Source organism: Candidatus Hydrogenedentota bacterium (assembly GCA_012730045.1).
Taxonomy (GTDB): Bacteria; Hydrogenedentota; Hydrogenedentia; order Hydrogenedentales; family CAITNO01; genus JAAYBR01.
The window spans coordinates 1-24,644 of record JAAYBR010000018.1 but is presented as its reverse complement, the minus strand read 5'-3'; the positions used below and the strand labels follow the sequence as shown (position 1 = coordinate 24,644).

The following is a 24,644-nucleotide window of genomic DNA, read 5'->3' as shown; positions in this document are numbered from 1 at the left end:
GCGCGCGCGTCCCATTGCCATGCCTGACATCTCCCGGTTGGCCTCACGGGAAGCATACCATACCGACAGCTATATGTCAATAACAAACACTACCGCAAGCCCGCCTTTTGCCACAGGCTGCTAGGGGATGGGGTACCAGGTGGGGTCCATGCCCCAGCGGGAGACGCCCTCGACGGAGATGCCGGCGAAGGCGCCCTGGCACAGGACGCACAGGGGGTTGGGAAAGCGGAACCACGGCACGAGCATCCCGAAAAAGAAAAAGTGGTGGATGTGGAAGGTGTGCGTCTCGCGGCGGAGAAAGGACACCAGGATGATCACCGCGATCACGGCGGCCAGCGCCCCCACCCAGCGTCCCAGGATGCGTTCGCGCCAGGCCAGCCAGCCGTGGTAGCCGACCAGCGACAGGATGAGCGCGGCCCCGGCGGCGAACACGGTCCAGTCGTGGGCGTTCATGCGGGCGAGGTCGCGCGGCGTCAGGCTGAAGTTTGAGCCGACCAGCCCCCCGAGATACTCGTAGTGCAGGGCGATGAAGAAGGGCACGGCCCACAGCAGGCCGTTCCACAGCGCCGCCCGGTCCCACGGCGCGGCGAAGGGCCTCAGCGTCTTCCGCGCGCCCAGGAGCCACATGACCGTGGCCGCCGCCAGCAGCTTGGGGAGTTCATAGGCGTTGCCCGGCGGCGAGGCGAGGGGGTTGGCCCGGTCTGTCAGCACGGCGGCGACATAGGCATAGCCCAGCACCGCCATGACCAGCCAAAAGGCCAGGCTGGCCGCGGGGGTCTCCCCCCACCGGCTTTCCGTCCCCGGCGCCGGGCCGGTTGCTCGCGGTTCATCGCAGGGTGTCATGGCGCGCCTCCAGAAGGCGGCCATGTTCGCCGACCCCGGGGGGGCAAATCAAGCCGGGGGCGCCCTTTCGGACGCCCCCGGCGGGGTTCTGCCTTTCGGTGCCCGGTCACGGGCAGGAGTCGTAGACCGTGACCCCCGCCGCCTCCAGCGCGGGAATCTGCGTGGCGCACACGTCGGCGATGAAGGAGTTTCCGTACACATACAGGGAGGGAGGGTTGGACGCGCTGGTGAACACCGTGCCCGAGACCAGCGGCGCCAGCGTGGTGAGCTGGTTGAAGTTCAGACCCAGCTCCTGCAGCGTGGCCAGACCGGCCAGCGGGGCGGTGTCTGTCAACTGGTTGTTGCCGAGATCGAGGTAGGTGATCACAGGCATGCCGGCGAGCGGAGACGCGTCCGTCAGAAGGTTGGTGCCCAGGTACACATTGACCAGGTTGACCAGGCCGCCCAGCGGCGCGACGGATGTGAGGGCATTGTCCGCCGCGTACAGATTGGTCAGGTTAACCGCGTACTCCAGCCCCGTCAGGTCCGTCACCCCGGCGCTGTTTATGGTAATCGTGGTGAGCGCGGCGAGGTGCGCGGTGGTCAGCGGGGTCGCCGGAGGCAGGCCAAGCAGGGAGCGGATCGCGTCGGCCAGGCCGCCGTCCGGAACGATGACCGGCACGCCCACCTCAGGCCCCGTGCTCACGTTGAAATACACGGACGATCCCGGCACCACCGGCAGGCCAGCCGGGGGATCCTGGCTGATGACATATCCGGCGGGCACGGTTTCGCTGGACACCTCGGTGACCACTCCAACGGAGAGGCCGGCGAGGCCGAGCGCCGTTCCCGCCCCGACCCGGGTCAGCCCGACAATGTCCGGGTTCATGACGCTCCCCGAGCAGGCGTCATGGTAAATGGTCACGCCCCTCAGCTCAAGCGCGGGAATCTGCGTGTCGCAGACGTCGGTCTCGAAGGGGTTGTCCCCGAAATACACGTCGCCGGGCGTCACGGCCTCTGTGAAGATGGTGCCCGCCACCAGCGGCGCCAGCGTGGTGAGATGGTTGCTCGGGAGGGCAAGCATCTCCAGCGCCGGCAGGTTGGCCAGGGGGGACGCGTCGGTGATCAGGTTGTTGCTCAGGCCGAGGTACATGAGCTTGGTCAGCGGGGCCAGGGCGGCCAGGTCCGAAACCTGGTTGTCGCTCAGGTACAGGTTGGTCAGCCCCGTGAGACCGGCCAGGGGGGACAGGTCGGCGACCTCGTTGTAGTTCAGGTCCAGGCTTTCAAGCCGCGCGAGGCCGGCCAGGGCGGACAGGTCCGAAATCTGGTTGTCCCCCAGGCTCAGGGTCCGGAGCATGACCAGCCCCGCCAGGTCGGACAGGTCGGAAAGACCGCAGGTGGAGCAGTAGAACTCGTCCAGCCCGGTGAGGCCGGCCAGCGGCCCCAAGTCGGCCGGCGCATTGGTGTTCATGTAGAGATAGAACAGATTGACCGCCCACTCCAGTCCGGTGAGGTCGGTCACGCCGAGGCCGTCGGCGTACAGATAAGAGACGGACGCCAGGTGCGCCGTGGTCAACGGGGTGCCGGGGGCCAGGCTGAGGGCGTCGCGGATGGCGCCCGCGAGGGCGGCGTCCGGCACGTTGACAAGCACCCCGCCCTCGGGGCCGAGGCTGCTGACCGCGTTCACCACCGAGCCGGGGGCCGCGGGGAACCCGGCGGGGGGGCTCTGGCGGATGATGTACCCTGCGGGGACGGTGGCGCTGTATTCGGACTGCATCCCCACAGTGAGTCCCGCGGCGGTGAAGGCGTTGCCCGCGGCAAGCGCCGTCATCCCCACCACGTCCGGAACGGTCACCGACCCCGGGCAGGGATCGTGGGACACCGTCACCCCCCGGGTCTCCAGCGCCGGAATCTGGGTGTCGCACACGTCCGTCGCGAAGGGGTTGTTGTCCGCGTAGAGTTGCGGGGGAGCCGCCGCCAGGGTGAAGGTGGTTCCCGACACCAGGGGGGCCAGCGTGGTCAGATAGTTTCCGGACACCCCCAGGAATGCCAGCGCCTCCAGTCCGGCCATCGGGGCCACGTCAGTCAGGAAATTGCTCTGCAGGTTCAGGTAGGTGAGCCCCGTCAGGCCGGACACCGGCGACGCGTCGGCAATCCCGTTCTCATAAAGATACAGCGTTGTCAGGCCGGACAGCGAGGCCACCGGCGAGATGTCCGTGAGAAGGTTGTCGGAGGCGTAGAGCGCCTCAAGGTTCGGCAGGCCCGCCAGCGGGGCCAGCGTGGAAATACTGTTCCCGTCCACATACAGATACTGCATGTTCACGGCGTATTCCAGGCCCGTCAGATCCGCCACCGAACTGTAGCCCGCGTCCAGAGAGTTGAGCGTCGCGAGGTGGGCCGTCGTCAGCGGGGTTCCGGGATCCAGTCCCAGCTCCGTGCGGATGGCCGCGGCGAGGTTCGGGTCCGGCACGTTCACCAGTTGTCCGCCCTCCGGGCCGGTGCTGACGGTGACGGATGCGGGGTACCAGGGGGTCACCGGCGTGCCCGCCGCGGGAAACTGGCTGATGATGAACCCGGCGGGAACCGTGGCGCTGAACGCCTCCTCGACAACGGACAGGCTGATCGTCGCCGCCTCTATCTCGGCCGCCGCGCCCGTGAGCGTGTCCCCCGTCACATCGGGCATGTAGACCGGGCCCTCGCAGTCGTAGTGGTACACCGTGACCCCGCGGGCCTCGATCTGGGGAATCTGCGTGTCGCAGACCTCGGGCAGCAGCGGATTCTCGTACGCATAGAGCTCCGCCGGGGCCCCCTCGGTGAAGGCGGTTCCCGCGGCCAGGGGCGCCAGCGTGGTCAGGAAGTTTGCGGAAACGGACAGGCTTTGAAGCTTGGTCATCCCCGCCAGGGGCGACACATCCGTCAGCCGGTTGTAGGAAAGCCCCAGCAGGTACAGGTTGACCAGCCCCGACAGGGGCGACACGTCGGCGATCTCGTTGTAGTTGAGGTCCAGAAAGGTCAGGGTGGTCAGCCCCGACAGGGGCGACACGTCGGCGATCTCGTTGTAGTTGAGGTCCAGATGGGTCAGGGTGGTCAGCCCCGCCAGGGGCGACACGTCGGCGATGTCGCAGTATCCCAGGTAGAGCGCATACAGATGGGGGAGCCCGGCCAGGGGGGTGATGTCCGTGATGGCATTGGTGTCCAGCCCAAGATTATACAGGCCGGAGAGCCCGGCCAGGGGTGACAGGTCAGTGAAGGCGTTGCCCCCCACGTACAGCCGGACCAGGTTCACGGCGTACTCCAGCCCCGTCAGGTCGGCCACGCCAAGATAGCCGGCGGACAGATCGGTGAGCGACGCCAGATGGGCCGTGGTCAGCGGCGTGCCGGTCACGAGGCTCAACTGGCTCCGGATGGCCTCCGCCAGGGCGTTGTCCGGCACATTCACCAGCTGGCCCGCCTCCGGCCCCTGGCTCACCGTCAGGTCCACGACATATCCCGGAATCACCGGCACGCCCGCCGCCGGATGCTGCCCCACCACGAACCCGGCGGGCACGGTGTCGCTGAAGACCTGCGTCACGGTGCCCGCGCCGAGTCCGGCGGCGGTCAGCTCATAGGTCGCGGACACGTGGGAATCCCCCGTCACATCGGGCACATAGAGCGGCCCCGTGCACGCATCGTGGTAAACCGTCACCCCGCGCGCCTCCAGCGCGGGGATTTCCGTGTCGCAGGCCGCGGCAAGCAGCGGGTTGGCGAAAAACTCCACATACGGCAAGGGGGAGGCGGCTGCGGTGAACACCGTGCCCGATGCCAGGGCCGCCACGGAAGTGATGTGGTTGCTGCCGAGGCTGAGCTCGTTCAGGGCGGCGAGGTTGGCGAGGGGCGCCACGTCCTGTATGTGGTTGTTGGCGAGATAGAGCGCGATCAGGCCGGTCAGGCCGGACAGCGGGCCGATGTCCTCCAGCGCGTTGTCGCTCAGGTAGAGGGAGATGATGCGCGTCATGCCGGCGAGGGGGGTGATGTCGGTGATGGCGTTGTTCCGGAGGATCAGGTCCGTCATGTTGGCCAGTCCGGCGAGGGGGCCAATGTCATCCAGGGCGCACTCGTAAAGGTAAAGCGACTGAAGGGCGGCCAGCCCCCCCAGCGGGGTCACGTCGGTGATGGGGTTGGCGCCCAGGTTGAGATAGGTCGCGTTGACGGCGTATTCGAGGCCGGTCAGGTCGGCGATGCCCGCGTAGACAGCCTCCAGCCAGAAGAGGGACGCCAGGTGGGCCGTGGTGAGCGCGGTGGCCGGGTCCAGCCCGAGCTGCTGGCGGATGGCCGCCGCGAGGTTCGGGTCGGGCACGTTCACCAGCACGGGGGTCTCCGGGCCCGTGCTCACCGTGAGGTCCACGTAATACCCCGGGATCACCGGCGTGTTCGCCGCCGGGTCCTGGCTGATCACGAAGCCCGCGGGCACCGTTTCGCTGGACACCCCGGCCACGTCGCCCGTGTGGAGCCCTGCGTCCGCCAGGGCGGTGTCCGCCGCCGACTGCGCGGTGCCCGTGACATCGGGCACCAGCACCGGCCCGGTGCAGGCGTCTTTGTACACCACGACCCCCCGCGTCTCGAGGGCGGGGATCTGCGTGTCGCACACCTCCGGAAGCAGGGGGTTCTCTTCGAGATAGAGATAGGGCGTGCTCTGGGCGGCGGTGAACACCGCGCCGCCGGGCAGGGCGGCCACGGTGGTCAGGAAGTTGTACCGGAGGTTGAGCTCGTTCAGTCCCGCGAGCCCGGCGAGGGGCGCTGCGTCCTGAATAACGTTGTTGGCCAGGTTCAGGTGGCCCAGGCCGGTGAGCCCGGAGATCCCGGAGACGTCGGCGAGCCGGTTGTGGTGGGCCTCCAGGTGAACCAGCGCCGCCAGCCCCGACAGCGGGGCCAGGCTGGTCAGCGCGTTGTCGTTCACATAGAGATAGGCGAGCGCGGTCATGCCGGACAGCGCCGCGAGGTCGGTCACTCCGTTGCTGTCCAGGTTCAGATCGTTCAGGTTCACCAGCCCGGCAAGGGGGGTGATGTCGGCCGCGCCGCAGAGATAGAGATACAGGGAGGTCAGGTTGGTCAGGCCCGCGAGCGGCGCGAGGTCCGTGACCGGGTTCATGCTCAGGCTGAGGCTCCGCAGGCTTGTCAGCCCGGCCAGCGGCGCCGCGCTGGACACGTTGTTGTTGTAGAAGCTCAGGTAGACCGCGTTGACCGCGTATTCCAGGCCGGTCAGGTCGGCGATGCCGGAACTGATGGCGCCCAGGCTGTTGAGGTCCGCCAGATGCGCCGTGGTCAGCGGCGTGCCCGGATCCAGACTCAGGGCCGCGCGGATGGCCGCCGCAAGGTTTGCGTCGGGCACGTTCACCAGCTGGCCGCCCTCCGGGCCCACGCTCACGGTGATGTCCACACTGGACCCGGCTGTCATCGGGAGGCCCGCCGGGGGGTCCTGATCCGTCAGGTAGCCGGCCGGCACCGTGTCGCTGAACACCTCCGTGACCTCGCCCACATGCAGGCCGGCCGCTTCGACCGCCGCCTCCGCCTCCGCGCGCGTCATGCCGGAGAGATCGGGCATGTACACGGGGCCTGTGCACGCGTCATGGGTGACCGTGACGCCGCGCGCCTCCAGCGCGGGGATCTGCGTGTCGCACACCTCCGCCAGCAGGGGGTTGGCCTCCAGGTTTAGCGTGGGCGTGTCGGGGGAGGTGGTGAACACCGCGCCGGCAACGAGGGGCGCCACGGTGATCAGGTTGTTGGTCCGCAGGTTGAGGTCGTAGAGATTGGAAAGCCCCGCGAGGGGGGTGGCATCCGTGAGGCGGTTGGACCGCAGGCTGAGCCACTGCAGGGCCGCCAGTCCCGCCAGAGGGGCGGCGTCGGTGATCCGGTTGTAGCTCAGGTTGAGGGTCCGCAGATTGGACAGCCCCGAGAGCCCCGCGATGTCCGAAAGCTGGTTGCCGCGCAGGTCCAGTGTGTCCAGCGCCGTCAGGGTGGACAGGGCGGCCGTGTCCGTGAGCTGGTTGTACCGGATGTCAAGATAGACCAGCCCGGTGAGAGCCGAAAGATCCGGAAGCCCCGTGAGCTGGTTGTCCCCCAGATACACCGTGATGAGCGCGGCGAGTCCGGACAGCGCGCCCGCGTCGGTCAGCGCGTTGCCGCTCGCGTACAGCGCCTCCAGGTTTACCAGCGTGCCGATGCCGGCCAGCGTGGTGAGCTGGTTGTCACTGATGGCCAGTTCGGTGAGGGCCGTCAGCCCGGCGAGCGGGACGAGGCTGGCAACCTGGTTGCTGCCCGCGCCCAGCGATTCCAGCGCCATGAGGCCGGACAGGGGCGTCAGGTCGGTGATCAGATTGTTGCTGACGTTAAGCGCCTCCAGTCCGGTCAGCCCGGCGAGGGGCGTCAGATCGGCAATCTGGTTTTCGTGGAGGGCAAGCTGTAGAAGCCCGGACATCCCGGCGAGGGGCGCCAGGTTCGCTATCTGGTTGGTGGGCGCGGTGAGATAGCGCAGGCCCGAAAGCCCGGAAAGCGGCCCGAGGTTGGTGATGAGGTTCGTGGACAGGTTGAGGGAGTCGAGGGTTGCCAGCCCGGACAGCGGCGTCAGGGCCGCGACGTTGTTGCTCCCGAGGTCGAGATTCACCAGGTTGACGGCGTGCTCCAGCCCTGTCAGGTCCGTGACGTCGCGGTTGTAGGCGCTCAGGGTGGTCAGCGCGGCCAGATGCGCCCGCGTGAGGGGCGTGGCCGGTGCCAGGCCGAGCTGGTCGCGGATGGCCGCCGCCAGCCCCGCATCGGGCACGTTCACCGGCTCGCTGCCCAGGGAGACCACCAGGTTCACCGGGGTGTTCTCCGCCACCAACGTGCCCGCCGCCGGATTCTGGCTGATGACCTGGCCCGCGGGCACCGTCTCGCTGTACGCCTCCGTCACCGTGCCCAGCGTCAGCTCCGCCGCCAGCAGTTCCGTTTCCGCCGCCGCCTGGGTCATGCCCGCCACGTCCGGCACCGCAACGTCCCCCGCCGGGGCGGGGCCCTTCGAGACTTCCAGCGCCACCGCAGTCCCCGGCACCGCCAGCGTGCCCGCGCCGGGGTTCTGGCTGATGACCTGGCCCGCGGGAACCGTCTCGCTGTACGCCTCGGTCACCGCGCCGACCGCGAACCCCGCGCCCGCAAGCGCTGTGGAGGCCGCCGCCTGCGCCATGCCGACCACATCGGGCACCGCCACGGGCTCGGGCCCCTTGGATACCACCAGTGCCACGGCGGAACCGGGGGCGGCCAGCACGGCCGCGGCCGGATCCTGGCTGATGACCTGTCCGGCGGGCACGGTGGCGCTGTACTCCTCGGTGACCACGCCGACCGCGAAGCCCGCGCCGGCAAGCGCCGTGGCCGCCGCCGCCTGCGTCATGCCGACGACATTGGGCACCTCCACTGGCACCGGACCCTTGGAGAGGGTGAGGTTCACCGGCGTCCCGGTGGCCACCATGAGGCCGGCCACCGGATTCTGGCTGATGACCTGGCCGGCGGGCACGGTGTCGCTGTACGCCTCCGTCACGGCGCCCAGCGTCAGTTCCGCCGCGGTCAGCGCCGTCTCCGCCGCCGCCTGCGTCATGCCGACGACATCGGGCACCTGCTTGTCCCCCGCGGGCACCGGGCCCTTGGACACGTCAAGGTCCACCGCCAACCCCGGCGCCGCCAGCACCCCCGCCGCGGGGGTCTGGGCAATCACCTGGCCCGCGGGAACCGTATCGCTAAAAGAATCAATCACCGTGCCGACGGTGAACCCGGCCCCGGTGAGGGCCGTGGCCGCCGCCGCCTGAGCCATGCCGACGACATTGGGCACCGCGACGGGCTCCGGTCCCTTGGAGACGACCATGTCCACGGCGGACCCCGGCGCAACCAGCACGCCGCCGACGGGATCCTGGCTGATGACCTGGCCCGCGGGCACCGTCGCGCTGAACGCCTGGGTGACCGTGCCAACCGTGAAACCCGCGCCGGTGAGGGCCGTGGCCGCCGCCGCCTGGGTCATGCCCACCACATCGGGCACCGCGACGGGCTCCGGTCCCTTGGAGACGACCATGTCCACGGCGGACCCCGGCGCAACCAGTGCGGCTGCGGCGGGGTTCTGGCTGATGACCTGCCCTGCGGGCACGGTGCCGCTGAAGGCTTCGGTGGCCGTGCCGACCGCCAGGCCCGCGCCGGTGAGCGCGGCTTCGGCCGCCGCCTGCGTCAGGCCCACCACGTCGGGCACCGCAATCTGGACCGGCTCCGGCCCCTTGGAGACGGTCAGGTTCACGGCGAAACCCGGGATGGCCAGTGTGGCCGCTTCGGGGTTCTGGCTGATGACCTGCCCGGCGGGCACGGTGTCGCTGAAGGCTTCGGTGACCGTGCCGACCGCCAGACCCGCGCCGGTGAGGGCGGCTTCGGCCGCCGCCTGCGTCATGCCGACGACATTGGGCACCGTCACCTGCCCCGGCTCGGGCCCCTTGGAGACGGTCAGGTTCACCGCCGACCCTGGCGCGGCCATGGTGCCCGCAACGGGATCCTGCGCGGTCACCTGTCCCGCCGGGGCGGTGGCGTCATAGACCTCGGTCACCGTGCCCACGGCGAGCCCCGCGTCCGTTATGGCGGCCTCCGCCGCCGCGCGGGCCATGCCCACCACATACGGCACCGCCGTCTGGGCTGGCGGCTCCGGCCCCTTGCTCACCACAAAGTCCACGGCGCTGTTGGTCTTCACCTTAAGGCCCGCCTCCGGCGTCTGACGGATCACCCGGCCCGCCGCCACGGTGGCGTGGTACTCCTCCGACACCGCGCCCACGGCCAACTTGGCCCCCGTGAGCGCGCTCTCCGCCTGTGCGCGGGTCAAGCCGGACAGGTCGGGCACCTTCACCTTGCCGCATCCGGAAAGAGTGACCAGGGCGGCCGACAGCAACAAGAAAAGGCAGACCTTTGACATGGGCAGGCAATTGCGGAACATCTGATCCTCTCCCGATGGTTTGGCACGATGCAGACTTCCCATTCCCGAAATGCGAAGAATCCGCACTTCCTAAATTGTACGGCTGAAGAGGCCTGTTGTCAACGGAAAACTCATTCTCAAAACTAGAGAGGGGCCTGAAGCAGGCCGGCGGCGGGGAAGATGGACAAGGTGGACGAGGTGGACCGTATGGACGGCATGGACAGGCGAAGAATGCCCCCCAGACCAAATCCGCCCGGTCCATAGCGTCCATGCCGTCCATAGCGTCCATGAAAGTCGGGGGGTTCGCTCCAGTTCCCCGCACCCCCTTGCGTTTTTGTCAACAATTTATTATACTAGGGGTGGAGTGCTGGCCCCGGTGGGCCCCCATATATGGATAAACAGGCCTTCGAAAAACTGGAACGCATCGTGGAGACGGTTCGCCGCCATCTGGAGGGCGATGCCGCCGTTGCTTTTGTCCACGAGTCCGGCCACCGCGTCACCCCCCAGGGCATGGTGCGTTTTTTCCGCAGTGTGGGCGGCCGGGTGGCCATCGCAAAACGCATTCAAGAAGGGAAGTCAAACGTGGAGATTCTGTACGACGTGTTCCCGTCCTTCGCCGGGCGGCGTCCCCCGCTGGCAGCACCGGTGCAGCAGGATCTGGTGGACCTCTCCGGAGAACCCCTATACGCCGCGGGCTACGGGGACGAGGATTTTGAGTCCACCAAGCTCACGATCCGGCTGCCCAACGATGTGTATCGGGCGCTGGGCATGGCGGCGAAGATGGAGGGGGTGCCGCGCAACCAGTTGATGGTGGACCTGCTGACGGGGGCGCTGGGGCGCATGTCGCCTCCGGAGCACCTGCGGGAATACGAAGAGTAAGCTCCGCCGCGCCGCCGCCGGTTGTGTCCCGGGGGCGGAATGTGTGAAAATAACGAACCGACAGGAGTCTGGACGGGTTGTCGGAGAAATTTCCGGGCGTTGGGAACTTTTTCCCGAAACGCCGGATATTTAAAGGCATACCCTCGGATTCCACTGGAAGACGGCCATGAACGAACATGCGAAAAACATAGCACGGTTCCCCGGAGCGGCCCCCCTGCTGCGGCCCGTGGGCGAGACGGTGCCCGTTGCGGAGCGCTCCGACGAGGAGCTGATGCTGGCGCACGGGGAGGGGGACGAGGCGGCGTTCGAGGAGCTGGTGCGCCGGTTCAACCGCCCGATGTTCAACTACATCTACCGGATGGTGCAGAACCGGCACGTGGCGGAGGAGCTGACGCAGGAGGTGTTCATCGCCCTGGTGAAGAACGCGGGGCGCTACTACCCGACGGCGAAATTCTCGACCTACCTGTACACGATCGCGTCGAACATGGTCTACAAGGAATGGGCGCAGCAGAAGCGGCGCCCGCGCCTGTTCAGCCTGTCGTGGTGGGGGTCGGGCTCCGACGACGATGACGGCAGCCCCCTGGACACCATCGGCGACGACCGGGCGTGCGTGTTCACGGCGTCCACGCGCGCGGAGGTGTCCGAGGCGGTGAACGAGGCGCTGCGGCAGGTGCCCAAGCACTACCGCGAGGCCTTCGTGCTCAAGCGTTTCCAGGGGCTGTCCTACGAGGAGATCGCGGAGATCACCGACTGTCCGGTGGGCACGGTGAAATCGCGCATCGCCCGGGCGGAGCAGGCGCTGCGCCCCCATCTGGAGCGGTTCAGGGGCTATCTCCACTGAGAAGAAAAGGCGGCGGCGGCATGAGCATGTCGTTTGACAAGGCGGTTTACCGGCATCCGGCGCGGGCGCAGCTCGTGGCCCACGCCGAATCCCTTGTGGACGGCGGCGTGCCCGTCTCGGCGGCCGTGGCCGCCCATCTGGCGGAATGCCCGCGCTGCGCCGCGGAGCTGGCCGCCATCCGCAGGAGCCTGGAAATCACCGCGTCCGCCACGGCGCAGGATCCCAACCGCGACCTGGCGGGCGCCATCCTGCGCGAGGCGCGCTCCGTCCGCCACGCGCTGCCCGCCGACACGCGGCGCCGCGGCCCGGCGTCCCTGTGCTGGTTCCTCCTCCGCGGGCTGGCCTACACCTCCCTCACGGCGGCCCTGGCCGTGGCCGTCTATTCCGTGGCCCTCCGCGAGACCTCGGCCCAGACCGCCGGCGCGCGGACCGGACGCGCCGCCGCCCTGGCGGCCGCGCCCGCCGCGGCCCCCCTCCGGATCGAGGACCTGCGCCGGAAGGCGTCGGACCTGGCGCGCATGGCCGCGTCGCTCACCCGCGCCGCCGCCGCACCGAAGTCCCCGCAGGAGCGGGAGCGCCTGCGGGCGCTGGCGGGCGTCAGCCGCGACCTGGACGCCGCCCTGGCGGCCCTGGACCGGAATCCCGGGTGCCCCCGCGCCACGGAGCTTGTGCGCAACCAGCTTGGCCGCCAGGAGCAGAGCCTCCGCGACGTGTTCATTGAACGAACGCTCTAGGGGGGCCGCATGCGCGCCCATCCCGACCCCATGAGTTTCCCCGTCGGCCGCGCCGTGTGTCTGGCGCTGCTGGCGTTGCTCTGCCTGCCCGGCGCCTTCGCGCAGGAGGCCATCGTGGAGCAGCTCCGCACGGGCATCGAGGGCGTGGCCAGGGGCATGGATTCCCTCGGCAAGGCCACCGACGAGCTGCTGGGGTCCTCCCTGGGGCTCGGCGGGCCGGCCCCCTCCAGCCACACCCGCACCCGGGCCCTGGAGGAGCGCCACCCCACGGGCCCCTCGCCCGTGGTCTCCCTGTCCAGCGCCTTCGGCGAAATCCGGGTGGACACCTGGAATGAGCGCATCGTGCAGGTGGCCGCGGAGATCACCGTCGGCGCGGACACCCCGGAGACGGCGGAGCGCGTGCTCGCCGCCATCGCCGTGCAGACCCAGCCCGGCGAGGACGTGGTGCAGGTTAAGACGGCGCTTCCGGAGACGCGCGGCGAGAAGGGCCGCGTCGTCATCGCGGTGAACTACCGTGTGACGGTGCCCCGCCAGGCCAGCGTCGTGGTGGACAACTTCTTCGGCGACGTCCGGATGGACGGCGTCGGCGGGCGCGTCGCCGTCGAGGCCCAGTACGGCGCGGTGGAGGTCCGCCGGGCCGGGGGCGTGGTGCGCGTGCGCGCGCAGGGCGAGTTTCCCGTCATCGCCGAGGACCTGGCGCAGGGCGGCGTCTTCCAGCTGGAGGGCTCGCGCGCCGAGCTGCGCCGCGTCTCCGGCGACCTGCAGGCCGGTGTGTTCCGCGGCAGCCTGCGGCTGTCCGAGCCCGGCGCCGCGCTGAACGCCACGCTCACCGTGGACGGCGGCACCGCGGAGCTGGAGCTGGACCCGGCCGTCCCGCCGGACCTCACGGCGACGGTGCTCCACGGCACCCTCACCAGCGACCTCGAGCTGACCCGCGCCGGGGAGCAGGACCGCCTCGTCGCCCGGCACCCCGCGCCCGAGTCACCGCACAAGATCAGCCTGAGCGCGTCGTTCAGCGACGTGGGGATCGGGCTGCGCGGCCGGGTGCCCGCCGAGGCGCCCGCGCCCGGCGGCGGCAACCTGTTCAACGAGACCGTCACGCGGGAGGCCACCCCCGCGCCCGACGCCGCCCTGGTGATCGAGGCGGCCAACGGCAACGTCCGCGTCGAGGGCCACGACGGCCCCGGCATCACCGTCACGGCCACGCGCATCGTGTGGATGGGCGCGGCGGCGGCCGCGGCGGTGGACGCCCTGGCGGCGCTGCAGCTCCAGGTGCAGGAGGAGCCGGGCCGGGTGGCGGTTCACACCCTCGCCGACCCCGACATGGCGCGCTTTGGATGCACCGACTGGCGCGTTGACCTCGCCGTGAAGGCCCCGCGCGGGACGCCCCTGCGGATCAACGCGGCCAGCGGCCTCACCGGGGTCGCGGGCATGGCCTCCGAGGTGCGTGTGACCCAGGCGCAGGGCGAGGTCGCCGTGGAGGGCCTTTCCGGGAACGCCGTTCTCTCCAACCAGAAGGGCCCCGTGCGCCTGGCCGACTGCGCCGGCGGCGCGGAGGTTTCCGCGCGCTTCGGCGACGTCACCGTGGCCCGCTGCGGCGGCGCCGTGTCCGTCCAGAGCGTCGAGGGGGGCATCGTGGTGGACACGCCGCGCGGCGCCGTCACGGCGCGCAGCGCCGGGGGCGCGATCCGGCTCATCTCGCTGGAGCCCCTTGCGGGCGACATGGACCTCCAGGCCGACCCGGGCGCGGTCAGCGCCCTCGTGGCCCCCGAGTCCAGCGCCGAGTTCACCCTGCGCGCCGAGGGCGGCCGCGTGCAGAGCACCGTGCCCCTGACCGGCGCCCTCGCGGGCGACCGCCAGGAGTTCACCGGCAAACTCGGCGAGGGGAAATACCGGGTGCTCATGGAGGCCAAGGGCGGGGATGTGGCCCTGAACTGACGGGGCGGGGGCGGACCCGCAGGTTCGGCGTTTCAAAGCGGCGCCCCAGGCGGACACCGCGCGGAGCACCTTGGAGTGCGGCAGCCTGCCGCCTCCTTTCAGGCCGCCTCACGGACTCCGCGGGCGAAACGTCCGGGGTGGACTCTCCCCGCGCCGGGGCCTCTCTTCCCCGAGACTGCGGACCCTTTCCCTACTCCCACTCGATCGTGCCGGGCGGCTTGCTGGTGATGTCGTAGAGCACGCGGTTGATGTGCTTGACCTCGTTGCAGACGCGGTTGGAGACGCGCTGGAGGAAGTCCGGGGGGAAGCGGTACCAGTCGGCGGTCATGGCGTCGGTGGAGGTGACGGCGCGGAGGCTGCACACCTCCTCGTAGGTGCGCTCGTCGCCCTGGACGCCCACGCTCTTGACGGGCAAAAGGCAGACGAGGGCCTGCCAGATATCGCCGTAGAGGCCGGCCTTGCGGATTTCATCAATGAAGATGGCGTCGGCGTCGCGCAGGGTGTCGAGCCGCCCGCGGGTGAGCTCGCCCACGCACCGCACGCCGAGCCCCGGTCCGGGGAAGGGGTGGCGGTCCACGACGTGGGGGGGCAGGCCCAGCTCGCGGCCGAGCGCGCGCACCTCGTCCTTGAACAGCTCGCGCAGGGGCTCGAGCAGCTCGAGGCGCATCTTGTCGGGGAGCCCGCCGACGTTGTGGTGGCTCTTGATGGTGACGGAGGGCCCGCCGGTGGCCGAGGTGGACTCGATGACGTCGGGGTAGAGCGTGCCCTGCGCCAGGAAGTCCACGTGGCCGATCTTCTTCGACTCGCGCTCGAACACGTCTATGAAGACCTTGCCGATGATCTTGCGCTTGCACTCGGGGTCCGTGACCCCGGCCAGCGCGGCGAGGAACTCGTCCTCGGCGTCGGCGTAGACCACGTTGAAGTGGAAGGTGTCGCGGAAGACCTCCAGCACGAGGTCGGCCTCGCCCCGGCGGAGCAGGCCGTTGTTCACGAAGACGCAGGTGAGCTGGTCGCCGATGGCGCGGTGGATGAGCGCGGCGGCCACGCTGCTGTCCACGCCGCCGCTCAGTCCGCAGAGGACCTTCCTGCCGCCGACCTTGGCGCGGATCTCCTCGACGGCGAGGTCTATGAACGAGCCCATGCTCCAGTCGCCGGGGCAGCCGCAGATGCCGTGGACGAAGTTCTCGAAGATGCGCATGCCCTGCGGCGTGTGGACCACCTCGGGGTGGAACTGCACGCCGTAGAAACGCCGCGCGGGGTCGGCGACGGCGGCGTAGGGCGAGTTCTCCGTGCGGCCGACGGCGGTGAAGCCCGCGGGCAGCTCCTCCACCCGGTCGCCGTGGCTCATCCACACCTGGGTCACCGCGTCCACGTTCTTCAGGAAGCCCGTGCCGTCGTCCCCGTGCTCCAGCTGGGCGATGCCGTACTCGCGCTGGTCGGCGCGGGCCACGCGGCCGCCGAGCATCTGGGCGAGGAGCTGCACGCCGTAGCAGATGCCGAGGATGGGCACGCCGAGGGAGAACACCCCGGGGTCGGGGTGGGGCGCGCCGGGCTGGTGCACGCTGGCGGGCCCTCCGCTGAAGATGATGCCGACGGGGTCCATCGCGCGCAGGCGGTCCGCCGGGATGCTGTAGGGGACGATGACGCTGTAGACGTTCGCCTCGCGGACGCGCCGGGCGATGAGCTTGCTGTACTGGGCGCCGAAGTCGAGGACGACAATGGGTCTGCGGATGTCCTGCATGGGAAATGATTCCGTGTGGTTGCCTGAGAACTCAGCGGGGGACCTGGTAATTCGGGGCGTCCTCCGTGATGGTCACGTCGTGGGGATGGCTTTCGCGGAGCCCGGCGGCGGTCATCTCGACGAACCGGGCGTTCTGCTGGAAGCCGGGGATGGTGGCGCAGCCGCAGTAGCCCATGGCGGCGCGCAGGCCGCCGACAAGCTGGTGGACGTAGCCGGACAGCGCGCCCCGGTAGGGCACGCGCGCCTCGATGCCCTCGGGCACCAGCTTGGTCGGGTCGGAGTCGAACTGCATGTAGCGGGTCTTGCTGCCGCGCTGCATGGCCTTGATGGAGCCCATGCCGCGCACCACCTTGAAGGTGCGGCCCTCGTAGAGGACCTTCTCGCCGGGGCTCTCCTCGGTGCCCGCGAAGAGGCTGCCGATCATGACGGCGTCGGCGCCGGCCGCGATGGCCTTGGCGATGTCGCCGCTGTACTTCACGCCGCCGTCCGCGATGACGGGCACATCACGCTTCCGGCACTCCGCCGCCACGTCCATCACCGCCGTGAGCTGGGGCACGCCGACCCCCGCGACCACGCGGGTGGTGCAGATGGCCCCGGGGCCCACGCCCACCTTCACGGCGTCCACCCCCGCCTCCACCAGGTCGCGCGCGGCCTCGGCGGTGACCACGTTGCCCGCGATCACCTGGGCGTCCGGGAAGGCCGCCTTGATCTGGCGGACCATGTCGAGGACCATCTCGCTGTGGCCGTGGGCGGAGTCCACCACCACCACGTCGGCCCCGGCGGAGAGCACCGCCTCCACGCGCTCGACCTCGCCGGGCCCGACGCCGACCGCCGCGCCCACGCGCAGGCGGCCCCGCTCGTCGGTGCAGCGGTTCGGGAAGTCGCGCGCCTTGATGATGTCCTTGATGGTCAGCAGCCCCTCGAGGCGCCCGTCCTTGTCCACGATGGGCAGCTTCTCGATGCGGTGCCTGTGCAGGAGGCGCTTGGCCTCGTCCATCGGCGTGCCGGGGGGCACGGTGACCAGCCGCTCGCGCGGCGTCATCACGTCGGCGATGGGGGCCTCGAGGTCCTCCTCGAAGCGCAGGTCGCGGTTGGTCAGGATGCCGACCAGGATGCCCGACGCGTTGGTGATGGGCACCCCCGACACATGGTAGCGGCCCATGAGCGCCTCGGCGTCCTTGAGCTTGTGCTCCGGCGTCAGGGTGAAGGGATGGCTGACGATGCCCGCCTGCGACCGCTTCACGCGGTCCACCTCCTCCGCCTGCTCGGACAGGGTGAGGTTCTTGTGGATCACCCCCAGGCCGCCCTCCTGCGCGATGGAGATGGCCAGCCGCGACTCCGTCACCGTGTCCATGGCGGCGCTCAGCAGCGGAATGTTCAGGCCGACCGCCCGGGTCAGGCGCGTGCGCACATCCGTGTCGCGCGGAAGCACCCCCGAACGGGCGGGGCACAGCAGCACATCGTCGAAGGAGAGCCCCCTGATAATCCTGGAATCACCGGTCATGGTGCCTCGCATCGCCGTGCGAAAAGAGCGGCCGCGGGTCCCGGCGGGCACGGCGTTCCCCCGGGGCCAATATTATAGACCTTTCGCGGGAACGGCGCAAATTGACTTTTCCCGGGCGGTGGGAATGGTCTATACTGGCGGTTCCGCGCCCGGGGCCGTTCTCCGGACGCTGTGAAGGAGACATCCAACAGGCCGGCGCGCGCGGCCCCGGAGGGAGAAGGTCATGTCTGGAAACCGCCACACGGTGCTGTTTGCCCTGACGATCATGGTGGCCGCCGCGACGATGTTCTGCGGATGCGGCGGGGAGGCCGCGCCCACCGCCCCGGCCGCGCCGGGCACCGCCGCCCCGGCCCCCGCGAAGGCCGGGAAGCCGGTCGAGCTTACGTACAGCGTGTTTTTCCCGCCGACGCACATCCAGTGCCAGATGGCGGAGGAGTGGTCGCGCGAGGTGGAGAAGCGCAGCGGGGGGCGCATCAAGATCAACGTGTTTCCCGGCGGCGCGCTGACGCAGGCGCCCCAGTGCTATGAGGGCGTGGTGAACGGCATCTCCGACCTGGGCATGAGCTGCTTCGCCTACACGCGCGGCCGCTTCCCCCTGCTCGAGGGGCTGGACCTGCCGCTCGGCTACCCGAACGGCAGGGTGGCCACCCGGGTGGCGACGGAGCTGACGGCGAAGTACCAGCCCGCGGAGACGGCGGACACGCACGTGCTGTATGTCCACGCCCACGGCCCGGGCATCCTGGCGAGCAGGAAGCCGGTGCGGACCATGGACGACATGGCGGGCCTGAAGGTGCGGGCCACCGGCCTGTCCGCGAAAATCGTCACCAGTCTCGGCGGCACGCCGGTGGGCATGAGCCAGCCCGAGACCTATGAGGCGCTCCAGAAGGGCGTGGCGGACGCGACGCTGTGCCCCGTGGAGACGCTCAAGGGGTGGAAGCAGGGCGAGGTCATCTCCTCGGTGACGGACAGCTCCGTCATCGGCTACACCACCTCCATGTTCGTCGTGATGAACAAGGCGAAGTGGGACGGCCTGCCCGCCGACCTCCAGGCCGTCCTCACGGAGGTGAGCGCGGAATGGGTGGCGAAGCAGGGCGCGGCGTGGGACCAGGCGGACGAGGAGGGCCGCGCCTTTGTGGCCGGCCTCGGCCACGAGACCCTTCCCCTGTCCGACGAGGAGAAGGCCCGCTGGAAGGAGGCCGTGAAGCCTATCCTGGACGAATATGTGAAGGGCTGCGCCGACAAGGGGCTTCCGGGCGACGCCTTCCTCGCCGACCTCCAGGCGCTCATCGCCAAGTATGCGGCGGAGGCGGTCTGAAGGCATGGATGAAGGCAGTGCCGGTTTTCTTGGCCTGGTGAAACGCGCGGACCGCGCTTACTTGCGCGCGCTCCGCGCGGTCGTGCTGGCGCTGGCCGCGGTGTCGGGCCTGGCGATTCTCGCCATGATCGCCGTCACCTGCGCCGACGTGGTTCTCCGGGCCTTCGGCCGCCCGCTGACGGGGGCCTTTGACATCGTCCGCGTGGGCGGCGCCGTCGCCATCGCCTGCGCCCTGCCCTACACCACGGCGGTCAAGGGCCATGTGGCCATCGAGTTCTTCTTCCAGAAGCTGAACCGGCCCGGGCGGATTCTGGTGGACACGGTGTGCCGCCTGCTGGTGGCCGGACTGTTCAGCGTGTTCGCCTGGCAGTGCGTCATGTACGGCAATTCCCTGCGGCGGACCGGCGAGGTGTCGCTCACCCTCCAGATACCCATGTTCTGGGTGGCCTATGTGATCGCGGGCGCCTGCGCCGTCACGGTGCTGGTGAAGGTCCACAACCTGCTGCATCCGGGCCGGGAGATGATCAAGCCATGACGGCGGTGCAGATCGGAATCCTGGGCTGCGTGATGCTTTTCGTCCTGCTGGCGGCGAGCATGCCGGTGGCCTTCGCCATGGCGGTCGTGGGCCTGGCGGCCTTCGCCTTCATGGTGAACCCCGCCGCGGCCTTCTCCATGGTCACCGCGGACCTCTACGAGACTTTCTCGTCCTACAGCCTGACCGTGATCCCCCTGTTCGTGCTCATGGGGCAGGTGTGTTTCCATGTGGGGATCAGCCGGCGGTTGTTCAACGCGGCCTACCAGTGGCTGGGCGCGCTGCCGGGCGGGCTGGCCATGGCGACGGTGGGGGCCTGCACGGCCTTTGGCGCCATCTGCGGCTCCGGCCCGGCGACGGCGGCCACCATGGCGTCGGTGGCCCTGCCCGAGATGCGGCGGTACAACTACAGCATGGAGCTGGGCGGCGGCGCGGTGGCGGCCGGCGGCAGCCTGGGCATGCTGATCCCCCCCAGCGTGGTCTTCATCGTGTACGCCATCATGACCGAGCAGTCCATCGGGAAGCTCTTCGTGGCCGGGGTGCTGCCGGGGTTCATGATTGCCGCCATGTTCTGCGGGACCATCTACCTCAGCTGCCGCCGCCGTCCGGAGCTGGGCCCCGCCGGCCCGCGCACGACGATGCGCGCGAAGCTGGCGGCGCTGGCGGGGGTCTCCGAGACCCTCATCCTGTTCGTGGTGGTCATGGGCGGCATGTTCCTGGGCTACTTCACGGCCACCGAGGCCGCGGCCATCGGCGCGGCGGGCAGCCTGGCGATTGCGGCGGCGCGCCGCGAGCTCACGTTCAAGATGCTGCGCACGGCCCTCATGGAGACGGTCCGCACCTCCTGTATGGTCATGGTCATCGTGGCGGGCGCGGTCATGTTCGGCCACTTCCTGGCGCGCACCCGCATCCCCTATGTCTTCGCCGAGTGGCTGGGCGGACTGCCCCTTCCCGGATGGACCATTGTCGGCTCCATCATCCTCTTTTTCCTCCTCGCCGGGTGTTTTGTGGACGCCCTGGCGCTGGTCCTGCTGACCGTGCCGATCTTCTACCCGGTCATCACCAAGCTGGGCTATGACCCCATCTGGTTCGGCGTCATCATCGTGGTGGTCACCCAGATGGGCGTGATCTCGCCGCCTGTGGGCGTCAATGTCTACGTGGTCAGCGGCATCGAGCGCGACATCCCCCTGTCCACCGTCTTCCGCGGCGCGATGCCCTTCCTGTGGACCCTGGTCCTCGCCGCGGCCATCCTGGTGGCCTTCCCCCAGATTTCCCTGTTCCTCCCGGGACTGATGAACTGATCAAGGAGGCCCGCCCATGAGCACTGAACCGCTTCCCGACAGCCCCTATCAGCGCATTCTCTTCTGCACCGACTTCTCGGAAAACGCCGACCGCGCCTTTGACTACGCCCTGGACGCCGCCCTCCGGCGGCCCGGCTGCGCGCTCTTCCTGCTGCACGTGGTGCCCGAGCCCGACGCGCAGTTTTGGAAGACCTACCTCTACGAGGTGGAGGGGGTGGACGACAAGGCCAAGCGCGACATAGACGCGCGGGTTGCGGAAACCTACCGGCCGCGGATTCCCGGCGGGGTGGACTTCCGCGTGGAGATGCGCGTCGGCAGGGACTACCAGATGATCCTGGCGTTTGCCGCCGAGGTCCACGCCGACCTCATCGTCGTGGGCCGCCACGGCCACAGCGTCCTGGAGTCCGCCCTCTTTGGCAACGTCACGGAGAAGGTGGTCCGCAAGGCCGCCTGCCCCGTGCTTGTGGTGCCGCCGGATCCCAGGAAGACCCGAAACGCCGGATAGGCCGGGGCCGCGTTTCGCGGAAAAAGGGCGGGGCCCGGCCCCGGGGTGGATCCGGGGGGCGTCATGCTAGAATGGGCCGGGCTCAACCACGGAAGGAGGCGCCATGTGGTCGTTGAACGCGATTGACTACTCCGTCATCGGGGGGTATCTGCTCGCGCTGTTGGTGCTGGGGCTGGTTCTGGAGCGCATGGCGTCGAGGAGTCTGGACGACTATTTCATCGGCGGGCGGCAGTTGCCGTGGTGGGCCCTGGGCATTTCGGGGATGGCCTTCTTCCTGGACATGACGGGGACGATGATCATCACGTCGTTCCTGTTCATGCTGGGGCCCCGGGGGCTGTTCATCGAGTTCCGCGGGGGCGCGGTGCTGGGGCTGGCGTTCATGATGCTCTGGGGGGGCAAGTGGCACCGGCGGTCGAAATGCCTGACGGTGGCGGAGTGGATGGTCTTCCGGTTTGGTGACGGGTGGGGCGGGCGCTTCGCGCAGTTTGTGATGGCGCTGGCGGGCATCGTCAACTCCATCGGCATGCTGGCCTACCTGATCAAGGGGTCCGGCCTCTTCCTGACCATGTTCTTCCCCTATTCGCCCCTCACCTGCACGCTCGTGATGATCGGCATCACCTGCGTGTACACCATGATCTCGGGCTTCTACGGGGTGGTGTTCACGGACCTCTTCCAGTCGGGGATCATCGCCCTGGGGGTGGTCATCATCTCGGTGATGGCCGTGGCGAAGATCGGGGCCGCGCCGGACTTTGCGGCCATCGCCCAACAGGTGACGGGGAACAGCCAGTGGATGAGCAGCACGCCGCAGCTCAACACGGAGATGCCCGCGGGCTACGAGCAGTACCATGCGCTGTTCATGTTCGCCTTCTTCTACCTGATGAAGAATGTCTTCGCGGGCATCCCCTCGGGCTATGACCCGCGCTACTTCGGCGCGAAAAGCGACCGCGAGTGCGGCCTGCTGACGGGGTTCTGGACCTGCCTGATGACCCTGCGCTGGCCCATGATGATGGGCTTCGCCGCCATGGGCATCCTGCTCGTGCACGACCTGTTCCCGGACCGGACCGCCATGGCGCAGGCCGCCGACCTGGTCAAGAGGGAGAACCCCGCGCTCGTGAAGGAGCAGTGGGCCGACGCGGTGTCGGACATCACGAACCACCCGGAGCGCCACGCGCCGGAGCTGGTCGCCGGGCTGAAGGGCGTGCTCGGCGGGGAGGCGTGGCAGAAGAAGCTCATGCTGGTGGGCTTTGAGGGGGGGGTGGACCCGGAGCGCATCCTGCCCGCCGTGCTCCTGTTCAACATTCCGGCGGGCCTGCGCGGCCTGCTGCTCATCGTGCTGCTGGCCGCCGCCATGTCCACGTTTAACGCGACGATCAACATGACCACGGGCTACGTCACCCGGGACATCTACCAGAAGTACCTGCACCGGGCCGCCTCGACGCGCGAGCTGATCTATGTGAGCTGGGCCACCGTGCTGGGCCTGACGGCGGTCTCCTTCGTCTTCGCCTACTCCGTCAAGAGCATCAACGACATCTGGGACTGGATCATCATGGGGCTCGGCGGCGGGCTCATGGTCCCCCTGCTCCTGCGCCTGCTCTGGTGGCGGTTCAACGGCGGCGGCTTCGCCCTGGGCACCTTCACAGGCCTCACCGCGGCCATCCTCCAGCGGGCCCTGTATCCCGGAATGGATCCGCGGCTCCAGTTCCTCTTCCTGGGCTGCGTGGGCCTGGCCGCGTCCATCATCGGCACCTACCTGACCCCGCCCGAGGACGTCAAGGCGGTTGGCCGGTTCTACCGCATCACGCGGCCCTTCGGGGTGTGGGGGCCCTTCCGCAGGGCGCTGCCCCCGGCCGAGCGCGCCGCCATGGAGCTGGAGCACCGCCGCGACATTCTCTGCGTCCCCTTCGCCCTGCTCTGGCAGGTGAACATGTTCCTCATGCCCATGCAGGCCGTCATCGGGGCCTGGTCAGGCTTCGCCGTCTCCTTCGTCCTGTTTTGTGTGGGACTGACGGGCATGTACTTCCTCTGGTTCCGACACCTGCCCAAGGAGAACTACTTCGAGTCCGGCGAGGAGGCCGGCGTGAAACTTGGCCACGAAACGCGGGAGGAGACCGCCTGAGCGAACGGGGCGGGCTCTATTTCAGCGTGTTCTCGAACCAGACGGGGCCGCCCCATTTTCCCGTCACGACGATGTCGCTGTCGCCGTCGCCGTCGAGGTCCGCGGTCACCAGGTTCAGCCCGGAGCCGATTCCCTCGTTGAAGGAGACGTTGTGCTTCTTCCATTCCGGCGCGGGCCCCGGGACCAGCTCGTACCAGTAGACGCCCAGGGGCTCAAACTCGCCCGGGTCGCCGCCGTTGTGGGCCATGAACCGCTTCCCGGTCACGAGGTCGAGGTCCCCGTCGAGGTCCAGGTCCGCCAGCATGAAACTGTGCGCCTGCGACCACGTGTCGTCAATGAGGTGGCGCTTCCATGAAATGGTGTCGCCCTCCTTCCGCTGCTCCCACCAGAAGATGCCGTAGTCGTGGGCGATGCTGGAGATGAGGTCCGGCAGGCCGTCCCGGTTCACGTCATACACCAGGATCTGCGCCGTGTGCCCCGCCTGCCCCTCCTCCTTCCCGCCGAGGGCCAGCGGATGCTCCTTCCATTCCCCGGCGCGCGGGTCGGCGGGCGCCTCAAACCACGCGTTGGGCCGCAGCACGTCCGGCCGCCCGTCGCCGTTCACGTCGCCGCAGCCGCCCCCCCAGTCCATCGCCTTCTCCGAGATGACATGCCGCAGCACGGCGGGCTCGCCGCCCTTCACGGGGTTCGCCTCGTACCAGACCGTGGTTGCCACCTCCGGCAGCACCTCGTCCACCTTCCCGTCGCCGTCAATGTCCCACGTCTCGCCGCACTCAAAGTTGCCGTTCTCCTCGACCAGCGCGCGGGGCCAGTGCCCCTCCGCCGGGCCGGGGTTCCGCAGCCATTCCGACTTCTTGCCGAACCACGACGCGGTGACGATGTCCGTCCAGCCGTCGCCGTCCGCGTCCAGGGCCGCATTGATGAAATCCCATCGGTAGCCCTTGCCCTCGTCGTCCACCTCGCCCTCGACCGTGCAGATTTCCAGCGGTTTGAAGTCCGGCGCGAGGTAGACGAACGGCAGCGCCGCGATGTCCGGCTTGCCGTCGTTGTTGAAATCGGCCACGCAGCAGGCCTCGCCCCGGTACGTGCCGACGCGGTGCGTCTTGAACGCGACCTCCCCGGCGGACACGGCCCCCGCAAGCAGAAGAACGGCGGCGGCGGGGAGGAACAGGCGGCGAAGTTTCATGGCGGGTCTCCCGTGGGTTCAGAGTTCAGACGCTGATTCTGGCAGGTTCCGCCGCGCAAAGCAAGGGGCTGTGTTCGTGCGCTGATTCCGGACCGGCGGCTTTCCGACAAGAGATTGCAGCGTCTGCCGGGGTGTTTACGAGAACGAGATTGCTTCGCTACGCTGCTAAGAAAGTACTTCTCCGGAGTTTTCCACAATGAGCTGGCAACCCATTCTTGTGGCTTGTCTTGCGAGATTTTTGAGCAACCGCTCCTGGTACTGCCGTTCGTATTCCTCCTGTCCGCGG

At 69.0% G+C, this 24,644-nt stretch carries 14 protein-coding genes; 9 read left to right on the top strand and 5 right to left on the bottom strand.

Annotated features, from left to right (window positions below; genetic code table 11):
- Positions 1-120: 120 nt before the first annotated feature.
- The gene (locus tag GXY15_01835) at positions 121-843 is read right to left on the bottom strand and encodes a hypothetical protein (protein ID NLV39953.1); all 723 of its coding nucleotides are present in this window, start codon (positions 841-843) and stop codon (positions 121-123) included.
- A 106-nt stretch (positions 844-949) separates the two neighbouring features.
- Complete coding sequence (locus GXY15_01830; protein NLV39952.1) at positions 950-9,787, bottom strand: PASTA domain-containing protein; 8,838 nt, start codon at positions 9,785-9,787, stop codon at positions 950-952.
- A 369-nt stretch (positions 9,788-10,156) separates the two neighbouring features.
- Between GXY15_01830 and GXY15_01825 the strand changes: the two genes are divergently transcribed.
- The 4 genes from GXY15_01825 to GXY15_01810 all read left to right on the top strand — a co-directional run bounded on the left by GXY15_01825 (position 10,157) and on the right by GXY15_01810 (position 14,158).
- Positions 10,157-10,645 carry a hypothetical protein gene (locus GXY15_01825; GenBank protein NLV39951.1) on the top strand — a complete coding sequence of 163 codons (489 nt, stop codon included), beginning with the start codon at positions 10,157-10,159 and terminating at the stop codon, positions 10,643-10,645.
- Positions 10,646-10,811: 166 nt separating this feature from the next.
- Positions 10,812-11,486, top strand: a complete 675-nt coding sequence (locus GXY15_01820) for a sigma-70 family RNA polymerase sigma factor (GenBank protein ID NLV39950.1) — start codon at positions 10,812-10,814, stop codon at positions 11,484-11,486.
- Positions 11,487-11,506: 20 nt separating this feature from the next.
- Entirely contained in the window at positions 11,507-12,220 is a 714-nt protein-coding gene (locus GXY15_01815) for a hypothetical protein (GenBank protein NLV39949.1), read from the top strand.
- Positions 12,221-12,229: 9 nt separating this feature from the next.
- Positions 12,230-14,158: a hypothetical protein gene (locus GXY15_01810; GenBank protein ID NLV39948.1), complete on the top strand. Its 1,929-nt coding sequence runs from the start codon at positions 12,230-12,232 to the stop codon at positions 14,156-14,158.
- A gap of 190 nt (positions 14,159-14,348) precedes the next feature.
- Here the strand turns inward: GXY15_01810 and guaA are convergent, their stop codons facing one another.
- Together guaA and guaB are read right to left on the bottom strand one after the other, a co-directional pair.
- Positions 14,349-15,899: a glutamine-hydrolyzing GMP synthase gene (gene guaA, locus GXY15_01805; protein ID NLV39947.1), complete on the bottom strand. Its 1,551-nt coding sequence runs from the start codon at positions 15,897-15,899 to the stop codon at positions 14,349-14,351.
- Positions 15,900-15,930: 31 nt separating this feature from the next.
- Positions 15,931-17,403: an IMP dehydrogenase gene (gene guaB, locus GXY15_01800; GenBank protein ID NLV39946.1), complete on the bottom strand. Its 1,473-nt coding sequence runs from the start codon at positions 17,401-17,403 to the stop codon at positions 15,931-15,933.
- A gap of 283 nt (positions 17,404-17,686) precedes the next feature.
- Between guaB and GXY15_01795 the strand changes: the two genes are divergently transcribed.
- The 5 genes from GXY15_01795 to GXY15_01775 all read left to right on the top strand — a co-directional run bounded on the left by GXY15_01795 (position 17,687) and on the right by GXY15_01775 (position 23,172).
- Positions 17,687-18,718, top strand: coding sequence for a TRAP transporter substrate-binding protein (locus GXY15_01795; protein ID NLV39945.1), 1,032 nt, complete (start codon positions 17,687-17,689; stop codon positions 18,716-18,718).
- A 4-nt stretch (positions 18,719-18,722) separates the two neighbouring features.
- Entirely contained in the window at positions 18,723-19,253 is a 531-nt protein-coding gene (locus tag GXY15_01790; GenBank protein ID NLV39944.1) for a TRAP transporter small permease, read from the top strand.
- Positions 19,250-20,551 (top strand): TRAP transporter large permease, encoded by a 1,302-nt coding sequence (locus tag GXY15_01785; GenBank protein NLV39943.1) that lies wholly within the window; start codon positions 19,250-19,252, stop codon positions 20,549-20,551. The genes GXY15_01790 and GXY15_01785 overlap by 4 nt, the downstream gene beginning before the upstream one ends.
- 16 nt (positions 20,552-20,567) lie before the next feature.
- A complete protein-coding gene (locus GXY15_01780) occupies positions 20,568-21,056 on the top strand; it encodes a universal stress protein (GenBank protein NLV39942.1) in 489 nt (162 codons plus the stop codon).
- A 103-nt stretch (positions 21,057-21,159) separates the two neighbouring features.
- A complete protein-coding gene (locus tag GXY15_01775; GenBank protein NLV39941.1) occupies positions 21,160-23,172 on the top strand; it encodes a sodium:solute symporter in 2,013 nt (670 codons plus the stop codon).
- A 16-nt stretch (positions 23,173-23,188) separates the two neighbouring features.
- Here the strand turns inward: GXY15_01775 and GXY15_01770 are convergent, their stop codons facing one another.
- Entirely contained in the window at positions 23,189-24,358 is a 1,170-nt protein-coding gene (locus GXY15_01770) for a VCBS repeat-containing protein (GenBank protein NLV39940.1), read from the bottom strand.
- Positions 24,359-24,644: the final 286 nt, after the last annotated feature.